The organism is Methyloversatilis sp. RAC08, assembly GCF_001713355.1.
Lineage (GTDB): Bacteria > Pseudomonadota > Gammaproteobacteria > Burkholderiales > Rhodocyclaceae > Methyloversatilis.
The window spans coordinates 2,523,542-2,541,254 of the sequence record NZ_CP016448.1 but is presented as its reverse complement, the minus strand read 5'-3'; the positions used below and the strand labels follow the sequence as shown (position 1 = coordinate 2,541,254).

14 protein-coding genes are annotated in these 17,713 nt (G+C 60.7%); all 14 read right to left on the bottom strand.

Annotated features, from left to right (window positions below; all coding sequences use genetic code 11):
- Positions 1–9: 9 nt before the first annotated feature.
- Positions 10–651: a 50S ribosomal protein L3 gene (gene rplC / locus BSY238_RS11710; RefSeq protein ID WP_069039300.1), complete on the bottom strand. Its 642-nt coding sequence runs from the start codon at positions 649–651 to the stop codon at positions 10–12.
- 113 nt (positions 652–764) lie between these two features.
- The gene (gene rpsJ, locus BSY238_RS11705; RefSeq protein ID WP_069039299.1) at positions 765–1,076 is read right to left on the bottom strand and encodes a 30S ribosomal protein S10; all 312 of its coding nucleotides are present in this window, start codon (positions 1,074–1,076) and stop codon (positions 765–767) included.
- 66 nt (positions 1,077–1,142) lie between these two features.
- Positions 1,143–2,333: an elongation factor Tu gene (tuf, locus tag BSY238_RS11700; protein WP_069039288.1), complete on the bottom strand. Its 1,191-nt coding sequence runs from the start codon at positions 2,331–2,333 to the stop codon at positions 1,143–1,145.
- A 23-nt stretch (positions 2,334–2,356) separates the two neighbouring features.
- Positions 2,357–4,450 carry an elongation factor G gene (gene fusA / locus BSY238_RS11695; protein ID WP_069039298.1) on the bottom strand — a complete coding sequence of 698 codons (2,094 nt, stop codon included), beginning with the start codon at positions 4,448–4,450 and terminating at the stop codon, positions 2,357–2,359.
- A gap of 62 nt (positions 4,451–4,512) precedes the next feature.
- Complete coding sequence (rpsG, locus tag BSY238_RS11690) at positions 4,513–4,983, bottom strand: 30S ribosomal protein S7 (RefSeq protein WP_069039297.1); 471 nt, start codon at positions 4,981–4,983, stop codon at positions 4,513–4,515.
- A gap of 59 nt (positions 4,984–5,042) precedes the next feature.
- On the bottom strand, positions 5,043–5,420 hold the full coding sequence (gene rpsL, locus BSY238_RS11685) for a 30S ribosomal protein S12 (protein WP_008061703.1): 378 nt from the start codon (positions 5,418–5,420) through the stop codon (positions 5,043–5,045).
- Positions 5,421–5,612: 192 nt separating this feature from the next.
- Positions 5,613–9,815, bottom strand: coding sequence for a DNA-directed RNA polymerase subunit beta' (gene rpoC, locus BSY238_RS11680; protein WP_069039296.1), 4,203 nt, complete (start codon positions 9,813–9,815; stop codon positions 5,613–5,615).
- 59 nt (positions 9,816–9,874) lie between these two features.
- Positions 9,875–13,951: a DNA-directed RNA polymerase subunit beta gene (gene rpoB, locus BSY238_RS11675; protein ID WP_069039295.1), complete on the bottom strand. Its 4,077-nt coding sequence runs from the start codon at positions 13,949–13,951 to the stop codon at positions 9,875–9,877.
- A 309-nt stretch (positions 13,952–14,260) separates the two neighbouring features.
- On the bottom strand, positions 14,261–14,638 hold the full coding sequence (gene rplL / locus BSY238_RS11670) for a 50S ribosomal protein L7/L12 (protein WP_069039294.1): 378 nt from the start codon (positions 14,636–14,638) through the stop codon (positions 14,261–14,263).
- Between the two features lie 78 nt (positions 14,639–14,716).
- Positions 14,717–15,247, bottom strand: coding sequence for a 50S ribosomal protein L10 (gene rplJ / locus BSY238_RS11665; RefSeq protein ID WP_069039293.1), 531 nt, complete (start codon positions 15,245–15,247; stop codon positions 14,717–14,719).
- Positions 15,248–15,503: 256 nt separating this feature from the next.
- On the bottom strand, positions 15,504–16,196 hold the full coding sequence (gene rplA, locus BSY238_RS11660; protein ID WP_069039292.1) for a 50S ribosomal protein L1: 693 nt from the start codon (positions 16,194–16,196) through the stop codon (positions 15,504–15,506).
- Positions 16,197–16,198: 2 nt separating this feature from the next.
- Complete coding sequence (rplK, locus tag BSY238_RS11655) at positions 16,199–16,630, bottom strand: 50S ribosomal protein L11 (RefSeq protein ID WP_069039291.1); 432 nt, start codon at positions 16,628–16,630, stop codon at positions 16,199–16,201.
- A 177-nt stretch (positions 16,631–16,807) separates the two neighbouring features.
- Positions 16,808–17,341, bottom strand: coding sequence for a transcription termination/antitermination protein NusG (nusG, locus tag BSY238_RS11650; RefSeq protein ID WP_069039290.1), 534 nt, complete (start codon positions 17,339–17,341; stop codon positions 16,808–16,810).
- Positions 17,338–17,691, bottom strand: coding sequence for a preprotein translocase subunit SecE (gene secE / locus BSY238_RS11645; RefSeq protein ID WP_069039289.1), 354 nt, complete (start codon positions 17,689–17,691; stop codon positions 17,338–17,340). Before secE ends, nusG begins: the two co-directional genes overlap by 4 nt.
- Between the last annotated feature and the right edge of the window lie 22 nt (positions 17,692–17,713).

Genomic DNA, 17,713 nt, shown 5'->3' with positions numbered 1-17,713 from the left:
GCGCTCTCCTCAGCCCTTGACCGCGGGCAGGACGATTACGTCACCACCCTTGGAACCCGGAACTGCGCCCTTGATGAGCAGCAACTGACGGGCTTCGTCGATACGCACGACTTCAAGGCCCTGCTGGGTGCGCTTGACGTCACCCAGGTGGCCGGCCATGCGCTTGCCTGGGAACACGCGACCCGGATCCTGCGCCATGCCGATCGAGCCAGCAGAGTTGTGCGAGACCGAATTACCGTGCGATGCGCGGTTTGACGAAAAGTGGTGACGCTTGATGGCACCGGCGTAGCCTTTACCGATCGTCGTCCCCGTCACGTCCACCTTCTGGCCAACAGCAAACACTGCTGCCGGACTGATGGTGTCACCCGCCTTGAACTGTTCGAGCTGAGCAGCATCGACGCGGAACTCGCGCAGCACTTGCCCTGCCTCGACACCTGCCTTGGCGAAGTGACCTGCTGCGGCCTTGTTCACGCGAGTAGCGCGACGCTTGCCGAAAGCGACCTGCACCGACGAGTAGCCATCGGTTTCTGCTGTCTTGATCTGGGTGACGCGATTGTTCGACACATCGACCACTGTCACCGGCACGGTCTGGCCGTCATCGGTGAAAATGCGCGTCATGCCGACCTTGCGACCCACAAGGCCTAAAGTCATGTTTATTCTCCTCATCCCGGTTGCGATTGACTGGGATTCGTTTCAACTGCCACCGGAACCTCCGGTAACCCTTGCCCGGCAAAAAGAACGCCGGAAAAAGACTGCACTAATTCCTACTGAAGCTTGATTTCCACATCGACGCCAGCCGGCAGATCGAGCTTCATCAATGCGTCAACAGTCTTGTCGGTCGGATCGATGATGTCCATCAGACGGACGTGGGTACGAATTTCGAACTGGTCACGCGACGTCTTGTTGACGTGTGGCGAGCGCAGGATGTTGAAACGCTCAATGCGCGTGGGCAACGGAACCGGGCCACGGACAACGGCTCCGGTACGCTTTGCGGTATCCACGATTTCAAGAGCCGACTGATCGATCAAGCGATAGTCGAAAGCTTTGAGACGGATGCGGATTTTCTGGCTTGCCATTTTATTTCCTAAAGAGCGAAAGAGCTGACCCGGCCTGCTCGCGCAGACCGGGGCACATCAACCTGATTAAGCGATGATCTTGGCAACCACGCCCGCGCCCACAGTACGACCGCCTTCGCGGATCGCAAAGCGCAGACCTTCTTCCATCGCGATCGGCGCAATCAGCTTCACCGTGATCGATACGTTGTCGCCCGGCATCACCATCTCCGTGCCTTCCGGCAGTTCGATCGACCCCGTCACGTCCGTCGTGCGGAAGTAAAACTGCGGACGATAACCGTTGAAGAACGGCGTGTGACGACCGCCTTCGTCCTTCGACAGCACATAGATCTCCGCCGTGAAGTGCGTGTGCGGCTTGATCGAACCCGGCTTGGCCAGAACCTGACCACGCTCGACATCTTCACGCTTGGTGCCGCGCAGCAGCACGCCGACGTTGTCGCCTGCCTGACCCTGGTCCAGCAGCTTGCGGAACATTTCAACGCCGGTACACGTGGTCTTCACCGTGTCCTTGATGCCGACGATCTCGATTTCCTCGCCGACCTTCACAATGCCGCGCTCGATACGCCCCGTCACCACCGTGCCGCGACCCGAAATCGAGAACACGTCTTCGATCGGCATCAGGAAGGCGCCGTCAATCGCACGCTCCGGCGTCGGAATGTAGCTGTCCAGTGCATCGGCCAGCGCCATGATCGCGCCTTCGCCCAGCTCCGTCTTGTCGCCTTCGAGCGCCTTGAGTGCCGAACCCTTGACGATCGGTACATCATCGCCCGGGAAATCGTACTTGCTCAGCAGCTCGCGCACTTCCATTTCGACCAGCTCGAGCAGCTCGGCGTCGTCGACCATGTCGCACTTGTTCAGGAACACCACGATGTACGGCACACCCACCTGGCGGGCCAGCAGGATGTGTTCGCGCGTCTGCGGCATCGGGCCGTCAGCGGCCGAACACACCAGAATGGCACCGTCCATCTGCGCCGCACCCGTGATCATGTTCTTCACATAGTCAGCGTGGCCCGGGCAATCAACGTGCGCATAGTGACGCTTCGCCGTTTCGTACTCGACGTGCGCCGTGTTGATCGTGATACCGCGCGCCTTTTCTTCCGGCGCCGCATCAATCTGGTCATACGCCTTCGCCTCGCCGCCGAACTTCGACGACAGAATCGTCGTGATCGCCGCCGTCAGCGTCGTCTTGCCATGATCAACGTGCCCAATCGTCCCCACGTTCACGTGCGGCTTGGTACGCTCAAACTTTCCCTTTGCCATGTCTAGCCCCTAAATCCCAAAACTCACTTCTTGTTGATGATCGCTTCGGCGACGTTCTTCGGCGCTTCGGCGTAATGCTTGAATTCCATCGAGTAGGTCGCACGACCCTGGCTCAACGAACGCAAAGTCGTGGAATAACCAAACATCGCCGCTAGCGGAACCTCAGCCTTGATGGCCTTGATGCCACCCGGCAGATCTTCCATGCCCTGAACAATGCCGCGACGACCCGAAAGGTCACCCATCACGTTGCCCATGTAGTCTTCCGGCGTTTCCACCTCGACCGCCATCATCGGCTCGAGCAACACGGGACTCGCCTTGCGCATCGCGTCCTTGAACGCCATCGACGCGGCCATCTTGAACGCATTTTCATTCGAATCGACGTCGTGGTAGGAGCCGTCGAACAGCGTCACCTTGACGTCGACGACCGGGAAACCAGCAAGAACGCCGTTCGGCAGCGTTTCGCGCAAGCCCTTGTCGACTGCCGGGATGAATTCTCGCGGAACGGTACCGCCCTTGATCGCATCGACGAATTCGTAACCCTTGCCAGCTTCATTCGGCTCAAGCTTGATCCACACGTGTCCGTATTGGCCACGACCGCCCGATTGCTTGACGAACTTGCCTTCCTGCTCAACCGATTTCCGGACCGCTTCGCGATACGCGACCTGCGGCGCACCAACATTCGCCTCAACACCGAATTCGCGCTTCATGCGATCAACGATGATTTCCAGGTGCAGCTCACCCATACCCGAAATCACGGTCTGACCGGATTCTTCATCGGTACGCACGCGGAACGACGGATCTTCCTGCGCCAGACGCGACAGCGCCAGACCCATCTTTTCCTGATCACCCTTCGTCTTCGGCTCGACAGCAACGTGAATCACCGGCTCCGGAAATTCCATGCGCTCCAGCGTCACTGCATTGTCCGGATCACACAGCGTTTCGCCGGTGGTCACAGACGAAAGGCCGATCGCAGCTGCGATGTCGCCTGCACGCACTTCCTCGATTTCCTGACGGTCATTGGCGTGCATTTGCACCAGGCGACCGATGCGATCCTTCTTGCCCTTGATCGGGTTGTACACCGTATCACCCGACTTCAGCACACCCGAATAAACGCGGATGAACGTAAGCTGACCGACGTATTTGTCCGACATGAGCTTGAAAGCCAGCGCCGAAAATTTCTCGTCGTCGGCTGCGCGGCGTTCGACCGGCTTGTCATCGTCATCGAGACCCTGGACCGGCGGAATATCAACCGGCGACGGGAGAAAATCGATCACGGCGTCCAGCATCCGCTGCACACCCTTGTTCTTGAAGGCGGTGCCGCACAACATCGGATGTATTTCACCCGCGATGGTGCGGGTACGCAGCCCAAGAATGATGTCCTTCTCGTCAAGGTCACCGTTCTCGAGGTAGCGGTTCATCAGCTCTTCGCTGGATTCCGCCGCCGCCTCAACCATCTTCTCGCGCCACTCGCTGCAAACATCCGCGAGTTCTGCAGGAATCTCTTCGTACGAGAACTTGATGCCCTGAGACGCCTCATCCCACAGGATCGCCTTCATCTTAATCAGGTCGACAACGCCCTTGAAGCCTTCTTCTGCACCAATCGGCACAACAACCGGCACCGGATTGGCGTGCAGACGAGTCTTCAACTGCTCATAAACCTTGAAGAAGTTCGCACCGGTACGGTCCATCTTGTTGACGAAGGCGAGGCGCGGCACACCGTACTTGTTGGCTTGACGCCAGACGGTTTCCGACTGGGGCTGCACACCACCCACAGCGCAATAGACCATGCACGCACCATCGAGCACACGCATCGAGCGCTCGACTTCAATCGTGAAATCCACGTGACCCGGAGTGTCGATGATGTTGATGCGGTGCTCGGGGTAGTCGCCCGCCATACCCTTCCAGAACGTGGTAACGGCGGCGGACGTGATCGTGATGCCACGCTCCTGCTCCTGCTCCATCCAGTCCGTCGTGGCAGCACCGTCATGCACTTCTCCGAGCTTGTGGTTCACGCCCGTGTAGAAAAGAATGCGCTCGGTGGTCGTCGTCTTGCCGGCGTCGATGTGAGCGGAAATGCCGATATTCCGGTAGCGCTCGATCGGTGTCTTGCGTGCCACGATACAGTCCTTTGAAACAAGAGGCCGCCACAAGTGGCGGCCATTCGATTAAGCGGGATGACTCAGAAACGGAAGTGCGAGAAAGCCTTGTTGGCGTCCGCCATCCGATGCACTTCGTCGCGCTTCTTCATCGCGGCGCCGCGACCTTCGGAGGCTTCCAGCAACTCAGCCGCAAGGCGCAGGCCCATCGACTTCTCCGAGCGCTTGCGAGCGGCTTCACGCAACCAGCGCATCGACAGCGCCATGCGGCGCGACGGACGCACTTCGACCGGAACCTGGTAGTTGGCACCACCGACGCGGCGGCTCTTGACCTCGACAACCGGCTTCACGTTGCTGATGGCCTGGGCAAAGACTTCAAGCGGATCCTTACCGCTCTTGGTCTTGATCTGCTCGAAAGCCCCGTAAACGATGCGCTCAGCGACCGACTTCTTGCCGGCCGACATCAGCACATTCACAAATTTGGAGAGCTCAACGCTACCGAATTTCGGATCGGGCAGAATGTCTCTCTTGGGTACTTCACGACGACGTGGCATGTTTAAACCCTTAACTTCTTGCTATTACACTGCAATGAGCACGCGCTGACAGAAACCGGTCAGGCCTTCTTCGGGCGCTTCGCGCCATACTTGGAGCGCGACTGCTTGCGATCCTTCACACCCTGCAGATCAAGCGACCCGCGGACGATGTGGTAACGCACACCCGGGAGATCCTTGACGCGACCGCCACGGATCAGTACGACCGAGTGCTCCTGAAGATTGTGACCCTCACCACCGATGTACGAGATCACCTCGAAACCGTTGGTCAGGCGCACTTTCGCAACCTTGCGCAGCGCTGAATTCGGCTTCTTAGGAGTCGTGGTGTAGACACGCGTGCAAACGCCGCGCTTTTGCGGACAAGCCTCAAGGGCCGGCACTTTTGATTTGCTTACCGGCGACGTGCGCGGCTTGCGAACAAGCTGATTAATGGTTGGCATTTTTCGAGATTCCAAAAGACCGGAGGCGACGCCTTTTACGGTCGGCCCGCCTCCGTGACTCGTTCGCCCCGGGCCCGCTACGGTTGGCGGACCCACAAAGAGGCCGGATTATAGGCATACTTAACAGGAGGGGTCAACCACCTGCGGACCTTTGCCACTGGTGGTTGACCCTCCCACGGGTTGCTGCGTTGGTTACTGCGCTTCGCCGGTTTCCGCTTCTACCGGTATCGGATCGTCGCCGAACAGCACGCGATCCGCCGCGGCCGCATCGTCGCCGCGCGTCTGGCCGCGACGGGTGCGGTGATAGGCCAGACCGGTACCGGCCGGAATCAGTCGTCCGACAATCACGTTTTCCTTCAGACCACGCAACTCGTCGCGCTTGCCCATGATCGCCGCCTCGGTCAGCACGCGCGTTGTTTCCTGGAAGGACGCCGCGGAGATGAACGAATCGGTCGACAACGAGGCCTTCGTGATGCCGAGCAGCATGTACTGGTACTCGCATGGACGCTTGCCCTCGGAGACCAGGCGATCGTTCTCGTCCAGCACCTCGGAACGTTCCACCTGTTCCTCGCGGATGAACTTCGAATCGCCCGAGTCAACGATGACAACGCGACGAAGCATCTGGCGGACGATGACTTCGATGTGCTTGTCGTTGATCTTCACGCCCTGCAGTCGATACACGTCCTGCACTTCGTCGATGATGTAGCGCGCCAGTTCCTCGACGCCCTTCAGACGCAGGATGTCATGCGGTTCGACTGCACCGTCGACGATCACCTCGCCCTTGTTCACCACCTGGCCGTCGTGCACCGTGACGTGCTTGTCCTTGGGAATCAGGAACTCGTTCACCGTGCCATCCGGCTCGGTGATCACGAGGCGCTGCTTGCCCTTGGTGTCCTTGCCAAACGACACCGTGCCGGTGACTTCGGCCAACAAGCCGGCGTCCTTCGGTGAACGCGCTTCGAACAGTTCTGCCACGCGCGGCAAGCCGCCCGTGATGTCGCGCGTTTTCGCCGATTCCTGCGGGATGCGCGCCAGCACGTCGCCCACGCTGACTGTCTGACCATCCTTCACGGTGATGATGCAACCCACCTGGAAGGTGATCGACACCGGGGTTTCCGTACCTGCAACCTTCACTTCCTCACCGGTTTCGGTCAGCAGCTTGACCTGTGGGCGCAAACCCTTGGTCGTCGTGCTGCGGCGCTTCGGATCGATGACGACCAGCGTGGTCAGGCCGGTCACGTCGTCCACCTGTTTGGCTACGGTCACGCCTTCCTCGACGTGCTCGAAGCGGACTACGCCCGAGTACTCGGTGATGATCGGACGGGTGTGCGGATCCCAGCTGGCGAGCGCGGTACCGGCCTTGATGGCCTGGCCTTCGTCGACCTGCAGCGTGGCGCCGTACGGCACCTTGTGGCGCTCGCGCTCGCGGCCGTGATCATCGGTGATGATGACTTCGGCACTGCGCGCGATGACGATCTTCTCGTTCTTCGCGCTGGTGACATAACGCATGTTCAGCGTAAAGCGGATGATGCCGGAGCTCTTTGCTTCGACTCCGCTTGCCGCCGCGGCCCGTGATGCCGCACCGCCGACGTGGAAGGTGCGCATCGTGAGCTGCGTACCCGGCTCGCCGATTGACTGCGCAGCGATCACGCCGACCGCCTCGCCGGTATTCACCAGCTGGCCGCGGCCGAGATCGCGGCCGTAGCACTTTGCGCACAGGCCGTAACGGGTTTCGCAGGTCAGCGGGGTGCGAACCTTGACTTCATCCACACCGAGCGAGTCGATCAGATCGCACTTGTCTTCATCCAGCAGCTCTCCGGCGTAGATCACCGTTGCCTGCGTCTCCGGATTCACCACGTCGGCTGCCGTCGTGCGGCCGAGGATGCGATCACGCAGCGGCTCGATCACTTCACCGCCTTCGACCAACGCCTTCATCACGAAGCCTTCGCTGGTGCCGCAATCGTCCTCGGTCACCACCAGATCCTGCGTCACGTCGACCAGGCGGCGCGTCAGGTAACCCGAGTTCGCCGTCTTCAGCGCCGTGTCGGCCAGACCCTTGCGGGCGCCGTGCGTCGAGATGAAGTACTGCAGAACGTTCAGACCTTCGCGGAAGTTGGTCGTGATCGGCGTTTCGATGATCGAACCATCCGGCTTCGCCATCAGGCCGCGCATGCCGGCAAGCTGACGGATCTGGGCGGCGGAACCGCGGGCACCGGAGTCGGCCATCATGTAGATGGAGTTGAAGGACTCCTGCTTGACCGTATTGCCATCGCGATCGACGGTGTCTTCCTGGCCGAGCTGATCCATCATGGCCTTTGCGACCTGATCGCCAGCACGACCCCAGATGTCCACCACCTTGTTGTAGCGTTCGCCGTCTGTCACCAGGCCCGACGTGTACTGCTGGGCAATTTCCTTCACCTCGGCTTCGGCTGCGCTGATCAGGGTGTGCTTGGCGTCAGGCACCAGCATGTCCTTCACGGCAATCGAAATGCCGGCACGGGTCGCGAGTGCGAAACCGGCCTGCATCAGCTTGTCGGCAAATATGACCGTTTCGCGCAAACCGCAGCGGCGGAAGCTGTTGTTGACCAGACGCGAGATTTCCTTTTTCTTCAGCGCCTTGTCGAGCACGCTGAAGGGCAGCCCCGGCGGCAGGATTTCCGACAGCATGGCGCGGCCAACCGTGGTTTCGTAACGGGTCACCTTGTCGCGCTTTTCGTCGTCGATCACTTCGACTTCGCGGATGCGCACCGAAATCTTGGAGTGAAGTTCGACGAAGCCATTGTCGTAGGCGCGGCGCATTTCATTCACGTTGGCGAACATCATGCCTTCGCCCTTGCCGTTGATCTTCGAACGGGTTGCGTAGTACAGGCCGAGCACGATGTCCTGCGACGGCACGATGATGGGCTCGCCGTTGGCCGGCGACAGCACGTTGTTCGACGCCAGCATCAGCGTGCGCGCTTCCATCTGCGCTTCCAGCGACAGCGGCACGTGGACGGCCATCTGGTCGCCGTCGAAGTCGGCGTTGAACGCCACGCAGACCAGCGGGTGCAGCTGAATGGCCTTGCCTTCGATCAGCATCGGCTCGAAAGCCTGGATACCGAGGCGGTGCAGCGTCGGTGCGCGATTCAGCATGACCGGATGTTCGCGGATCACCTCTTCGAGGATGTCCCACACCTCCGGCACTTCCTGCTCGACCAGCTTCTTGGCGGCCTTGATCGTGGTCGCCATGCCATTCAGTTCGAGCTTGTTGAAGATGAAGGGCTTGAACAGTTCGAGCGCCATCTTCTTCGGCAGGCCGCACTGGTGCAGCTTGAGCTGCGGGCCGACCACGATGACCGAACGGCCCGAGTAGTCGACGCGCTTGCCCAGCAGGTTCTGACGGAAACGACCGCCCTTGCCCTTGATCATGTCGGCCAGCGACTTCAGCGGGCGCTTGTTGGCACCGGTCATCGCCTTGCCGCGACGACCGTTGTCGAGCAGCGAATCAACCGCTTCCTGCAGCATGCGCTTTTCGTTGCGCACGATGATTTCCGGCGCCTTCAGTTCGAGCAGGCGCTTCAGGCGGTTGTTGCGGTTGATGACGCGGCGGTACAGGTCGTTCAGATCGGAGGTCGCAAAGCGGCCACCGTCCAGCGGCACCAGCGGACGCAGATCCGGCGGCAGCACCGGCAGTACTTCCAGAATCATCCATTCCGGCTTGATGCCCGAGTGCTGGAAGCCTTCGAGAATCTTCAGCCGCTTGGAAATCTTCTTCATCTTCGCTTCGGAACTGGTCGCTTCCAGTTCGCCGCGAAGCTTTTCGACTTCACGGTTCAGGTCGAGCGAACGCAGCATGCCGCGCACGCCTTCCGCACCCATGAATGCGGTGAAGTCGTCGCCATACTCTTCGACCTTGGCCAGGTAATCGTCTTCCGACAGCAACTGGCCGCGGGCCAGCGGTGTCATGCCCGGATCGACAACGACGAATCCTTCGAAGTACAGCACGCGTTCGATGTCGCGCAGCGTCATGTCGAGCACCATGCCCAGACGTGATGGCAGCGACTTCAGGAACCAGATGTGCGCGGTCGGGCTGGCCAGCTCGATGTGGCCCATCCGTTCGCGACGCACCTTCGACAGCGTGACTTCGACGCCGCACTTCTCGCAGATGACACCGCGATGCTTCAGGCGCTTGTACTTGCCGCACAGGCACTCGTAGTCCTTCACCGGGCCGAAGATCTTGGCGCAGAAAAGACCATCGCGCTCCGGCTTGAAGGTGCGGTAGTTGATGGTTTCCGGCTTCTTTACTTCGCCGTAGGACCAGGAACGGATCTTGTCCGGCGACGCGAGACCGATGGTGATCGCATCGAACTCTTCTTCCTGGGTGACCTGCTTGAACAGATCCAGCAATGCTTTCATGGCAACTCCTTTGGGGCTAGTGGCTAGGGGCTAGGCGGGGTTGGCTTTCGCGCCCTGTCCTAGAACCGCTCCAAATCAATGTCGATGGCCAGCGACCGGATTTCCTTCACCAGCACGTTGAACGACTCCGGCATGCCGGCATCGATCTTGTGCTCGCCCTTGACGATGTTCTCGTACACCTTCGTACGACCCGTGACGTCGTCGGACTTGACGGTGAGCATTTCCTGCAGCGTGTAGGACGCGCCGTAAGCTTCCAGCGCCCACACTTCCATTTCACCGAAGCGCTGACCGCCGAACTGCGCCTTGCCGCCCAGCGGTTGCTGGGTGACGAGCGAGTACGGGCCGGTCGAACGGGCGTGCATCTTGTCATCGACCAGGTGATGCAGCTTCAGCACGTGCATATAACCTACGGTCACCTGACGCTCGAAGGCCTCGCCGGTGCGCCCGTCGTACAGCGTCATCTGACCGCCGGACGGCATGTCGGCAAGCTCCAGCATGCGACGGATTTCGGACTCATGCGCGCCGTCGAACACCGGCGTTGCGAACGGCACGCCGTGCTTCAGGTTGCTCGCCAGCTCCAGAATTTCATCGTCGGTCAGCGAGGAGATTTCTTCCGGCTTGCCGCTGCTGTTGTAGATATCATCCATGAAACCTCGCAGCTCGGCGAGATTCGCCTGACGACGCAGCATGCCATCGATCTTCTTGCCCAGGCCGCGCGCAGCCATGCCGAGGTGGGTTTCGAGAATCTGGCCGATGTTCATCCGCGACGGCACGCCGAGCGGATTGAGCACGATGTCGACCGGCGTGCCGTCTTCCATGTGCGGCATGTCTTCGATCGGAGTGATCTTCGACACCACACCCTTGTTGCCGTGACGGCCTGCCATCTTGTCGCCCGGCTGCAGGCGGCGCTTCACGGCCAGGTAGACCTTGACCATCTTCTGCACGCCTGGCGGCAGCTCGTCGCCCTGCGTCAGCTTCTTCTTCTTCAGTTCGAACGCAACGTCGAAGTCGGTACGGGTCTTTTCCAGCGACTCGCGCAGGCTCTCGAGTTGCGCCGCGATCTCTTCGTCCGCCATGCGGATGTCGAACCAGTTGTGGGGTTCCACGCCGTCGAGGTACTCGCGGGTGATCGTCGTGCCCTTGGCCAGACGCTTCGGGCCGCCATTGGCGACACGACCGGCGAGCAGTCGCTCGATACGGGCGAATGTGTCGCGTTCGACGATGCGCATCTGGTCGCCCAGATCCTGGCGATAGCTGCGCAGCATGTCATCGACGATCGACTGCGCGCGCTTGTCGCGCTCGATGCCTTCGCGGGTGAACACCTGCACATCGATCACCGTGCCGTTCATGCCGGACGGCACGCGCAGCGAGGTATCCTTCACGTCCGAAGCCTTTTCGCCGAAGATCGCGCGCAGCAGCTTTTCTTCCGGCGTCAGCTGGGTTTCGCCCTTGGGCGTCACCTTGCCGACCAGCACGTCACCGGCTTCGACTTCGGCGCCGATATATACGATGCCGGACTCGTCGAGACGGCCGAGCTGGGCTTCGCCGAGCGACGCGATGTCGCGCGTGATTTCTTCCGGGCCCAGCTTGGTGTCGCGTGCGACGACCGTCAGCTCCTCGATGTGGATCGACGTGAAGCGGTCTTCCGCCACCACGCGTTCCGAAATCAGGATCGAATCCTCGAAGTTGTAGCCGTTCCACGGCATGAAGGCGACCAGCATGTTCTGGCCGAGCGCCAGTTCGCCGAGGTCGGTCGAAGCACCGTCGGCCACGACGTCGCCCTTGGCGATGATGTCACCGCTCTTGACCACCGGACGCTGGTTGATATTCGTGTTCTGGTTCGAACGCGTGTACTTCACCAGGTTGTAGATGTCGACGCCGACTTCGCCCGGCACGGTTTCGTCGTCATTGACGCGCACCACGATGCGGTTCGCATCGACGTAGTCGACCACGCCACCGCGCAGTGCCTGCACCGCGGTACCCGAGTCGACCGCAACCGTGCGTTCGATGCCGGTGCCGACGAAGGCTTTTTCCGGACGCAGGCAGGGCACGGCCTGACGCTGCATGTTGGCGCCCATCAAAGCGCGGTTCGCATCATCGTGCTCGAGGAACGGAATCAGCGACGCGGCGACCGACACGATCTGGCCTGGCGCAATGTCCATGTACTGGACCTGATCCGGCGTCGACAGCATGAATTCGCCCTTGTGACGGCAGGACACCAGCTCGTCGGACAGACCACCCTTCTTGTCGAGCGACGCATTCGCCTGCGCGATCACGTACTTGCCTTCTTCGATCGCCGACAGGAAATCGATCTGTTCGGTGACATGGCTGCCATCGACACGGCGATACGGCGTTTCGAGGAAGCCGTACTTGTTGGTGCGGGCGTACAGCGCGAGCGAATTGATCAGGCCGATGTTCGGGCCTTCAGGCGTTTCGATCGGGCACACACGGCCGTAATGCGTCGGGTGCACGTCGCGCACTTCGAAGCCTGCGCGTTCGCGCGTCAGACCGCCCGGGCCCAGTGCGGACACGCGACGCTTGTGCGTGATTTCCGACAGCGGATTGGTCTGGTCCATGAACTGCGACAGCTGGCTGGAACCGAAGAACTCCTTGATCGCTGCGCTGATCGGCTTGGCGTTGATCAGATCGTGCGGCATCAGGTTATCCGACTCGGCCTGCGACAGACGCTCCTTCACGGCGCGCTCAACGCGCACCAGACCGGCGCGGAACTGGTTCTCCGCCAGTTCGCCGACCGAACGCACGCGGCGATTGCCGAGGTGGTCGATGTCGTCGATCTCGCCCTTGCCGTTGCGCAGATCGACCAGGATGCGGATGACGTCGACGATGTCCTCATTGGACAGCGTTGCTGCGCCTTCGATTGCATCGCGGCCGACACGGCGGTTGAACTTCATGCGGCCCACGGCCGACAGGTCGTAGCGCTCTTCCGAATAGAACAGGCCGTGGAACAGCGTTTCCACCGCATCTTCCGTCGGCGGCTCGCCCGGACGCATCATGCGGTAGATGGCGACGCGCGCCTGCCACTGATCAGCGGTTTCGTCGGTACGCAAGGTCTGCGAAATGTACGGGCCGCGGTCCAGGTCGTTCACGTACAGCGTCGAAATCTCGCCGACGCCTGCTACGCTGAGCTTGGCCAGCAGTTCTTCGGTGATTTCATCGTTCACGTTTGCCAGCACTTCGCCGGTTTCCGGATCGACCACAGCACTCGAGAATACGCGTCCGACGAGGAAGTCTTCCGGAACCACAATGGCTTCGGTGCCCGACTCGGCGAGTTCGCGGATGTGCTTGGCGGTGATGCGCTTGTCCTTCGCCACAACGACCTTGCCTGAACCGTCGATGATGTCGAATTTGGCGACTTCACCGCGCAGACGTTCCGGCACCAGCTTCATCTGGATGCCGCCCTTGGCGGCCAGGTCGAAGGCGTCGAATTCGAAGAAGGTCGACAGGATCTGCGTCGGCGTCATGCCGATCGCCTTCAACAGGATCGTGACCGGCATCTTGCGGCGACGGTCGACGCGGAAGTACAGGTAGTCCTTCGGATCGAATTCGAAGTCCAGCCAGGAGCCGCGGTAGGGAATGATGCGGGCCGAGAACAGCAGCTTGCCGGAACTGTGGGTCTTGCCGCGGTCATGCTCGAAGAACACGCCCGGCGAGCGATGCAACTGGCTGACGATGACACGTTCGGTGCCATTGATCACGAAGGAACCGGTAGTCGTCATGAGCGGAATTTCGCCCATGTACACTTCCTGTTCCTTCACTTCCTTGATGGTTTCCTTCGGCGCTTCGCGGTCCATGATGACCAGGCGCACGCGGGCGCGCAGCGGGCTCGCGAAAGTCAGGCCGCGCTGGTGACATTCCTTCACGTCGAATGCGGGTTCGCCCAGCATGAAGTGCACGAATTCAAGGCGCGCATTGCCGGAATGCGAACTGATCGGGAAGATCGACGTGAATGCAGCCTGCAAGCCCTGATTGCGACGGGATTCGGCGGGAATCTCGGCCTGCAGGAACTGGGTGTAGGACTCCAGCTGGGTCGCCAGCAGGAACGGCACGTCGAGCACCGCATCGCGCTTGGCAAAGCTTTTGCGGATGCGCTTCTTCTCGGTGTAGGTATAGGCCATGAAATCTCCGGGCATAGAGTGCGATGGCCGGGGAAAACGGAGCGTGCGCCACCCGGCGCGCGGCCCGCGTTTTACCACGGAATGCGATCAGGACAACGTTACCGGCGGCTGGCCTCTACCAACCCCTGGGCTGACAACGAAAGCGCGGGCATGAGCACCCGAGGCGGGACTTTCGTTCGACCGGAAACGGTCTTCCGTGATCGCTTCGGAAGACAAGGAAAACACGTTCGCTCACGCGCTTTCCTGGTATCCCCAAACGGCGACGGGAGTACGGCCCGAAGGCACGCACTCCCGCCAATCGGGTCGGAATTACTTGATTTCGACCTTGGCGCCTGCGTCGTCCAGCTGCTTCTTCAGGGCTTCTGCGTCGGCCTTCGAAATGGCTTCCTTCACCGCCTTCGGCGCGCCATCCACGAGGTCCTTCGCTTCCTTCAGGCCCAGGCCGGTTACGGCGCGAACGACCTTGATGACTTCAACCTTCTTCTCGCCAGCTGCCAGCAGCATGACGGTGAATTCGGTCTGCTCTTCAGCGGCCGGCGCGGCAGCGGCTGCCGGAGCTGCAGCAACGGCAACCGATGCAGCGGCGGACACGCCGAACTTCTCTTCCATGTCCTTGATCAGTTGCGACAGTTCGAGAACCGACATTGCAGCAACAGCTTCCAGGACCTGCTCTTTGCTAATCGACATTTAAAAAACTCCTGATTCAAGCGCCGGGATGAATTCCAGCGGCGCGGGATGGTATGTAGTCGTTCGTGAAGCCTGAACTCAGGCAGACTGCTTTTCGCGTTCGTCGCGCACCGCTGCGAGGGTACGGACGAATTTCCCCGGCACCTCGTTGAGGGTTTGCACAAACTTTGCGATCGGCGCCTGCATCGTGCCCAGAAGTGTTGCGAGCAGTTCATCGCGGCTCGGCATAGTGGCCAGCGCCTTGACGCCTGCGGCGTCCATGACGTGGTTGGCCAGTGCGCCACCCTTGATGACCAGTTTGTCATTGCCCTTGACGAATTCCTGCAGGACCTTTGCCGCCGATACCGGATCGGCGGACATGCCATACAACAGCGGTCCGGTCATGTCCTTCGCCAGCCCCTCGAAAGGGGTACCCTCGACAGCGCGACGTGCCAGCGTGTTCTTCAGAACGCGCAGGTAGACACCCTGTGCTCGGGCCTGGGCACGCAAACGCGTGACATCGCCCACTTCCAGACCGCGGTTCTCGGCGATCACGATCACCTGCGCGCCCGCAACTTCAGCGGCCACACCGGCGACGACTTCCTTCTTCTGATCGAGATTGAGTCCCAAGGTCTACTCCCATGATTACGGTCGTCAGGCACACATCGCTGCCCACCTGACGAACCACCTGCGGCGACCGTATCAGGAGAAGAAACTGTCCGTGAGGACACCATCCATCCTGTGTCGGGTAACGCCATCTGCGCAGGCGGAGTGTTTGCTCCATTACGCCCGAACGGGCACCTGCGGTCTTTGACAACCTGCCACCCCATGCGGGCGATGGCAGCCCAAAGTTCTTTTGCGCGCCCGGCGAGCCGGGCGCAAATGCTTACTGCACCGACGCCTGATCGACGCGGATGCCGACACCCATCGTCGAAGTGACTGACACCTTGCGCAGATACACGCCCTTGGCCGCAGCCGGACGCGCCTTGTTCAGCGCTTCGATCAGTGCCTTGATGTTGGTGGTGAGCTGTTCCGGCGTGAAGGACGCGCGGCCAACGGTACATTGCACGATGCCACCCTTGTCGGTGCGGTACTGCACCTGACCGGCTTTCGCGTTCTTGACCGCCGTGGCGACATCCATCGTCACGGTACCGACCTTAGGATTCGGCATCAGGCCACGCGGGCCGAGGATCTGGCCCAGCGCGCCTACAACGCGCATCGCATCCGGGGTCGCGATCGCGACGTCGAAATTCAGATTGCCTTCCTTGACCTGGGCGGCCAGATCGTCGAAGCCGACGACGTCCGCCCCGGCGGCACGGGCTTCGTCAGCCTTGGCACCCTGGGCAAACACCGCAACACGTACCGACTTGCCGGTACCTGCCGGCAGCACGACCGAGCCACGGACCAGTTGATCCGACTTCTTCGCATCGATACCGAGGTTCACCGCCAGGTCGACCGATTCATCGAACTTGGCGTTCGCGGTTTCCTTGACCAGCGCGAGCGCATCGGCCAACGGGTAGCTGCGGTTACGATCGATCTTGGCGCGCAGCGCCTGAACGCGTTTGGACAGTTTCGCCATGATTACAGTCCCTCCACCGTGATGCCCATGCTGCGGGCCGAACCGGCGATCGTGCGCACCGCAGCGTCAAGATCACCCGCCGTCAGATCCTTGTTTTTAACCTTGACGATCTCTTCCAGCTGAGCGCGGGTCACCTTGCCCACCTTGTCGGTGTGCGGCTTGGGCGAACCCTTGGTGATGCCGGCAGCCTTCTTGATGAGAATGGTCGCCGGAGGCGACTTCATCACGAAGGTGAATGACTTGTCCGCGTAGGCGGTGATGACCACCGGAATCGGCAGGCCCGGTTCCATGCCCTGGGTCTGCGCATTGAAAGCCTTGCAGAACTCCATGATGTTCAAACCACGCTGACCCAACGCGGGACCGATCGGGGGCGACGGATTCGCCTTCCCGGCCGGCACTTGCAGCTTTACATAGCCGACGATTTTCTTCGCCATGATGACTCCTGATGTGAGTGATAGCGTGACGCGCGGTCACCGGACCGTCTGTCACTCCTCGACCGGTGCAAACACCGGAAACAATTGCACGATGCTGCCATCAGGCTGCGCCGCGCACCCGGACACCGCCTTCCGGCGCTGCCTCAATTCCTGAATACGGCTCCGATCCGCTTGGGATCAGACCTTCTCGACCTGCGCGAATTCGAGCTCGACCGGCGTAGCGCGGCCGAAAATGGTCACCGAAACATGCAGGCGACTCTTGTCGTAATTGACGCTCTCGACCGATCCGTTGAAATCGGTGAACGGGCCATCCTTGACCCGAACCAATTCACCGACTTCGAACAGCACCTTCGGACGGGGCTTTTCAACCCCTTCCTGCATCTGCTGCATGATCTTCTCGACTTCCTTCTCGGAGATCGGTGTCGGCTTGTTGGCACTGCCACCCACGAAACCCGTGACCTTCGGTGTGCTCTTCACGAGGTGCCAGCTATCCTCGTCCATGTCCATTTCGACCAGAACATAACCCGGAAAGAATTTGCGCTCCGACACGGCCTTCTGGCCGCCACGCATCTCGACGACCTCTTCCACCGGAACGAGGATCTGGCCGAACTTGTCCTGCATGCTCGCCCGGGTAATCCGCTCGACGAGCGCGCGCTGCACCGATTTTTCGAAACCGGAATAAGCATGTACGACGTACCAACGCTTGCTCATGATTTTTTCCAGCCCAGGATGAGGTCGTACAACACCCACTCGAAGCTCTTGTCAGTCAGCCAAAGAAAAACGGCCATGACGAACACGAAGCCAAACACGATCGCTGTCGTTTGCACTGTTTCCTTGCGGCTCGGCCACGCAACCTTCTTCGCCTCCGCCACCGACTCGTTGGCAAATTCGAAGAAGCGACGACCCTGTGCCGTGTACCAGGCGACGGCGATACCTGCCGCGATGCCACCGACAACGGACAGCACACGCACCGCCATGATCTGGTCGGAGAAAACATAGAAGCCGGCCAGCCCTGCTATCAGCAGTGCAATGGCCAGCGCGAGCTTCAGCTGGTCGGTCATGAATGTCCGGGAACGCTCAGGC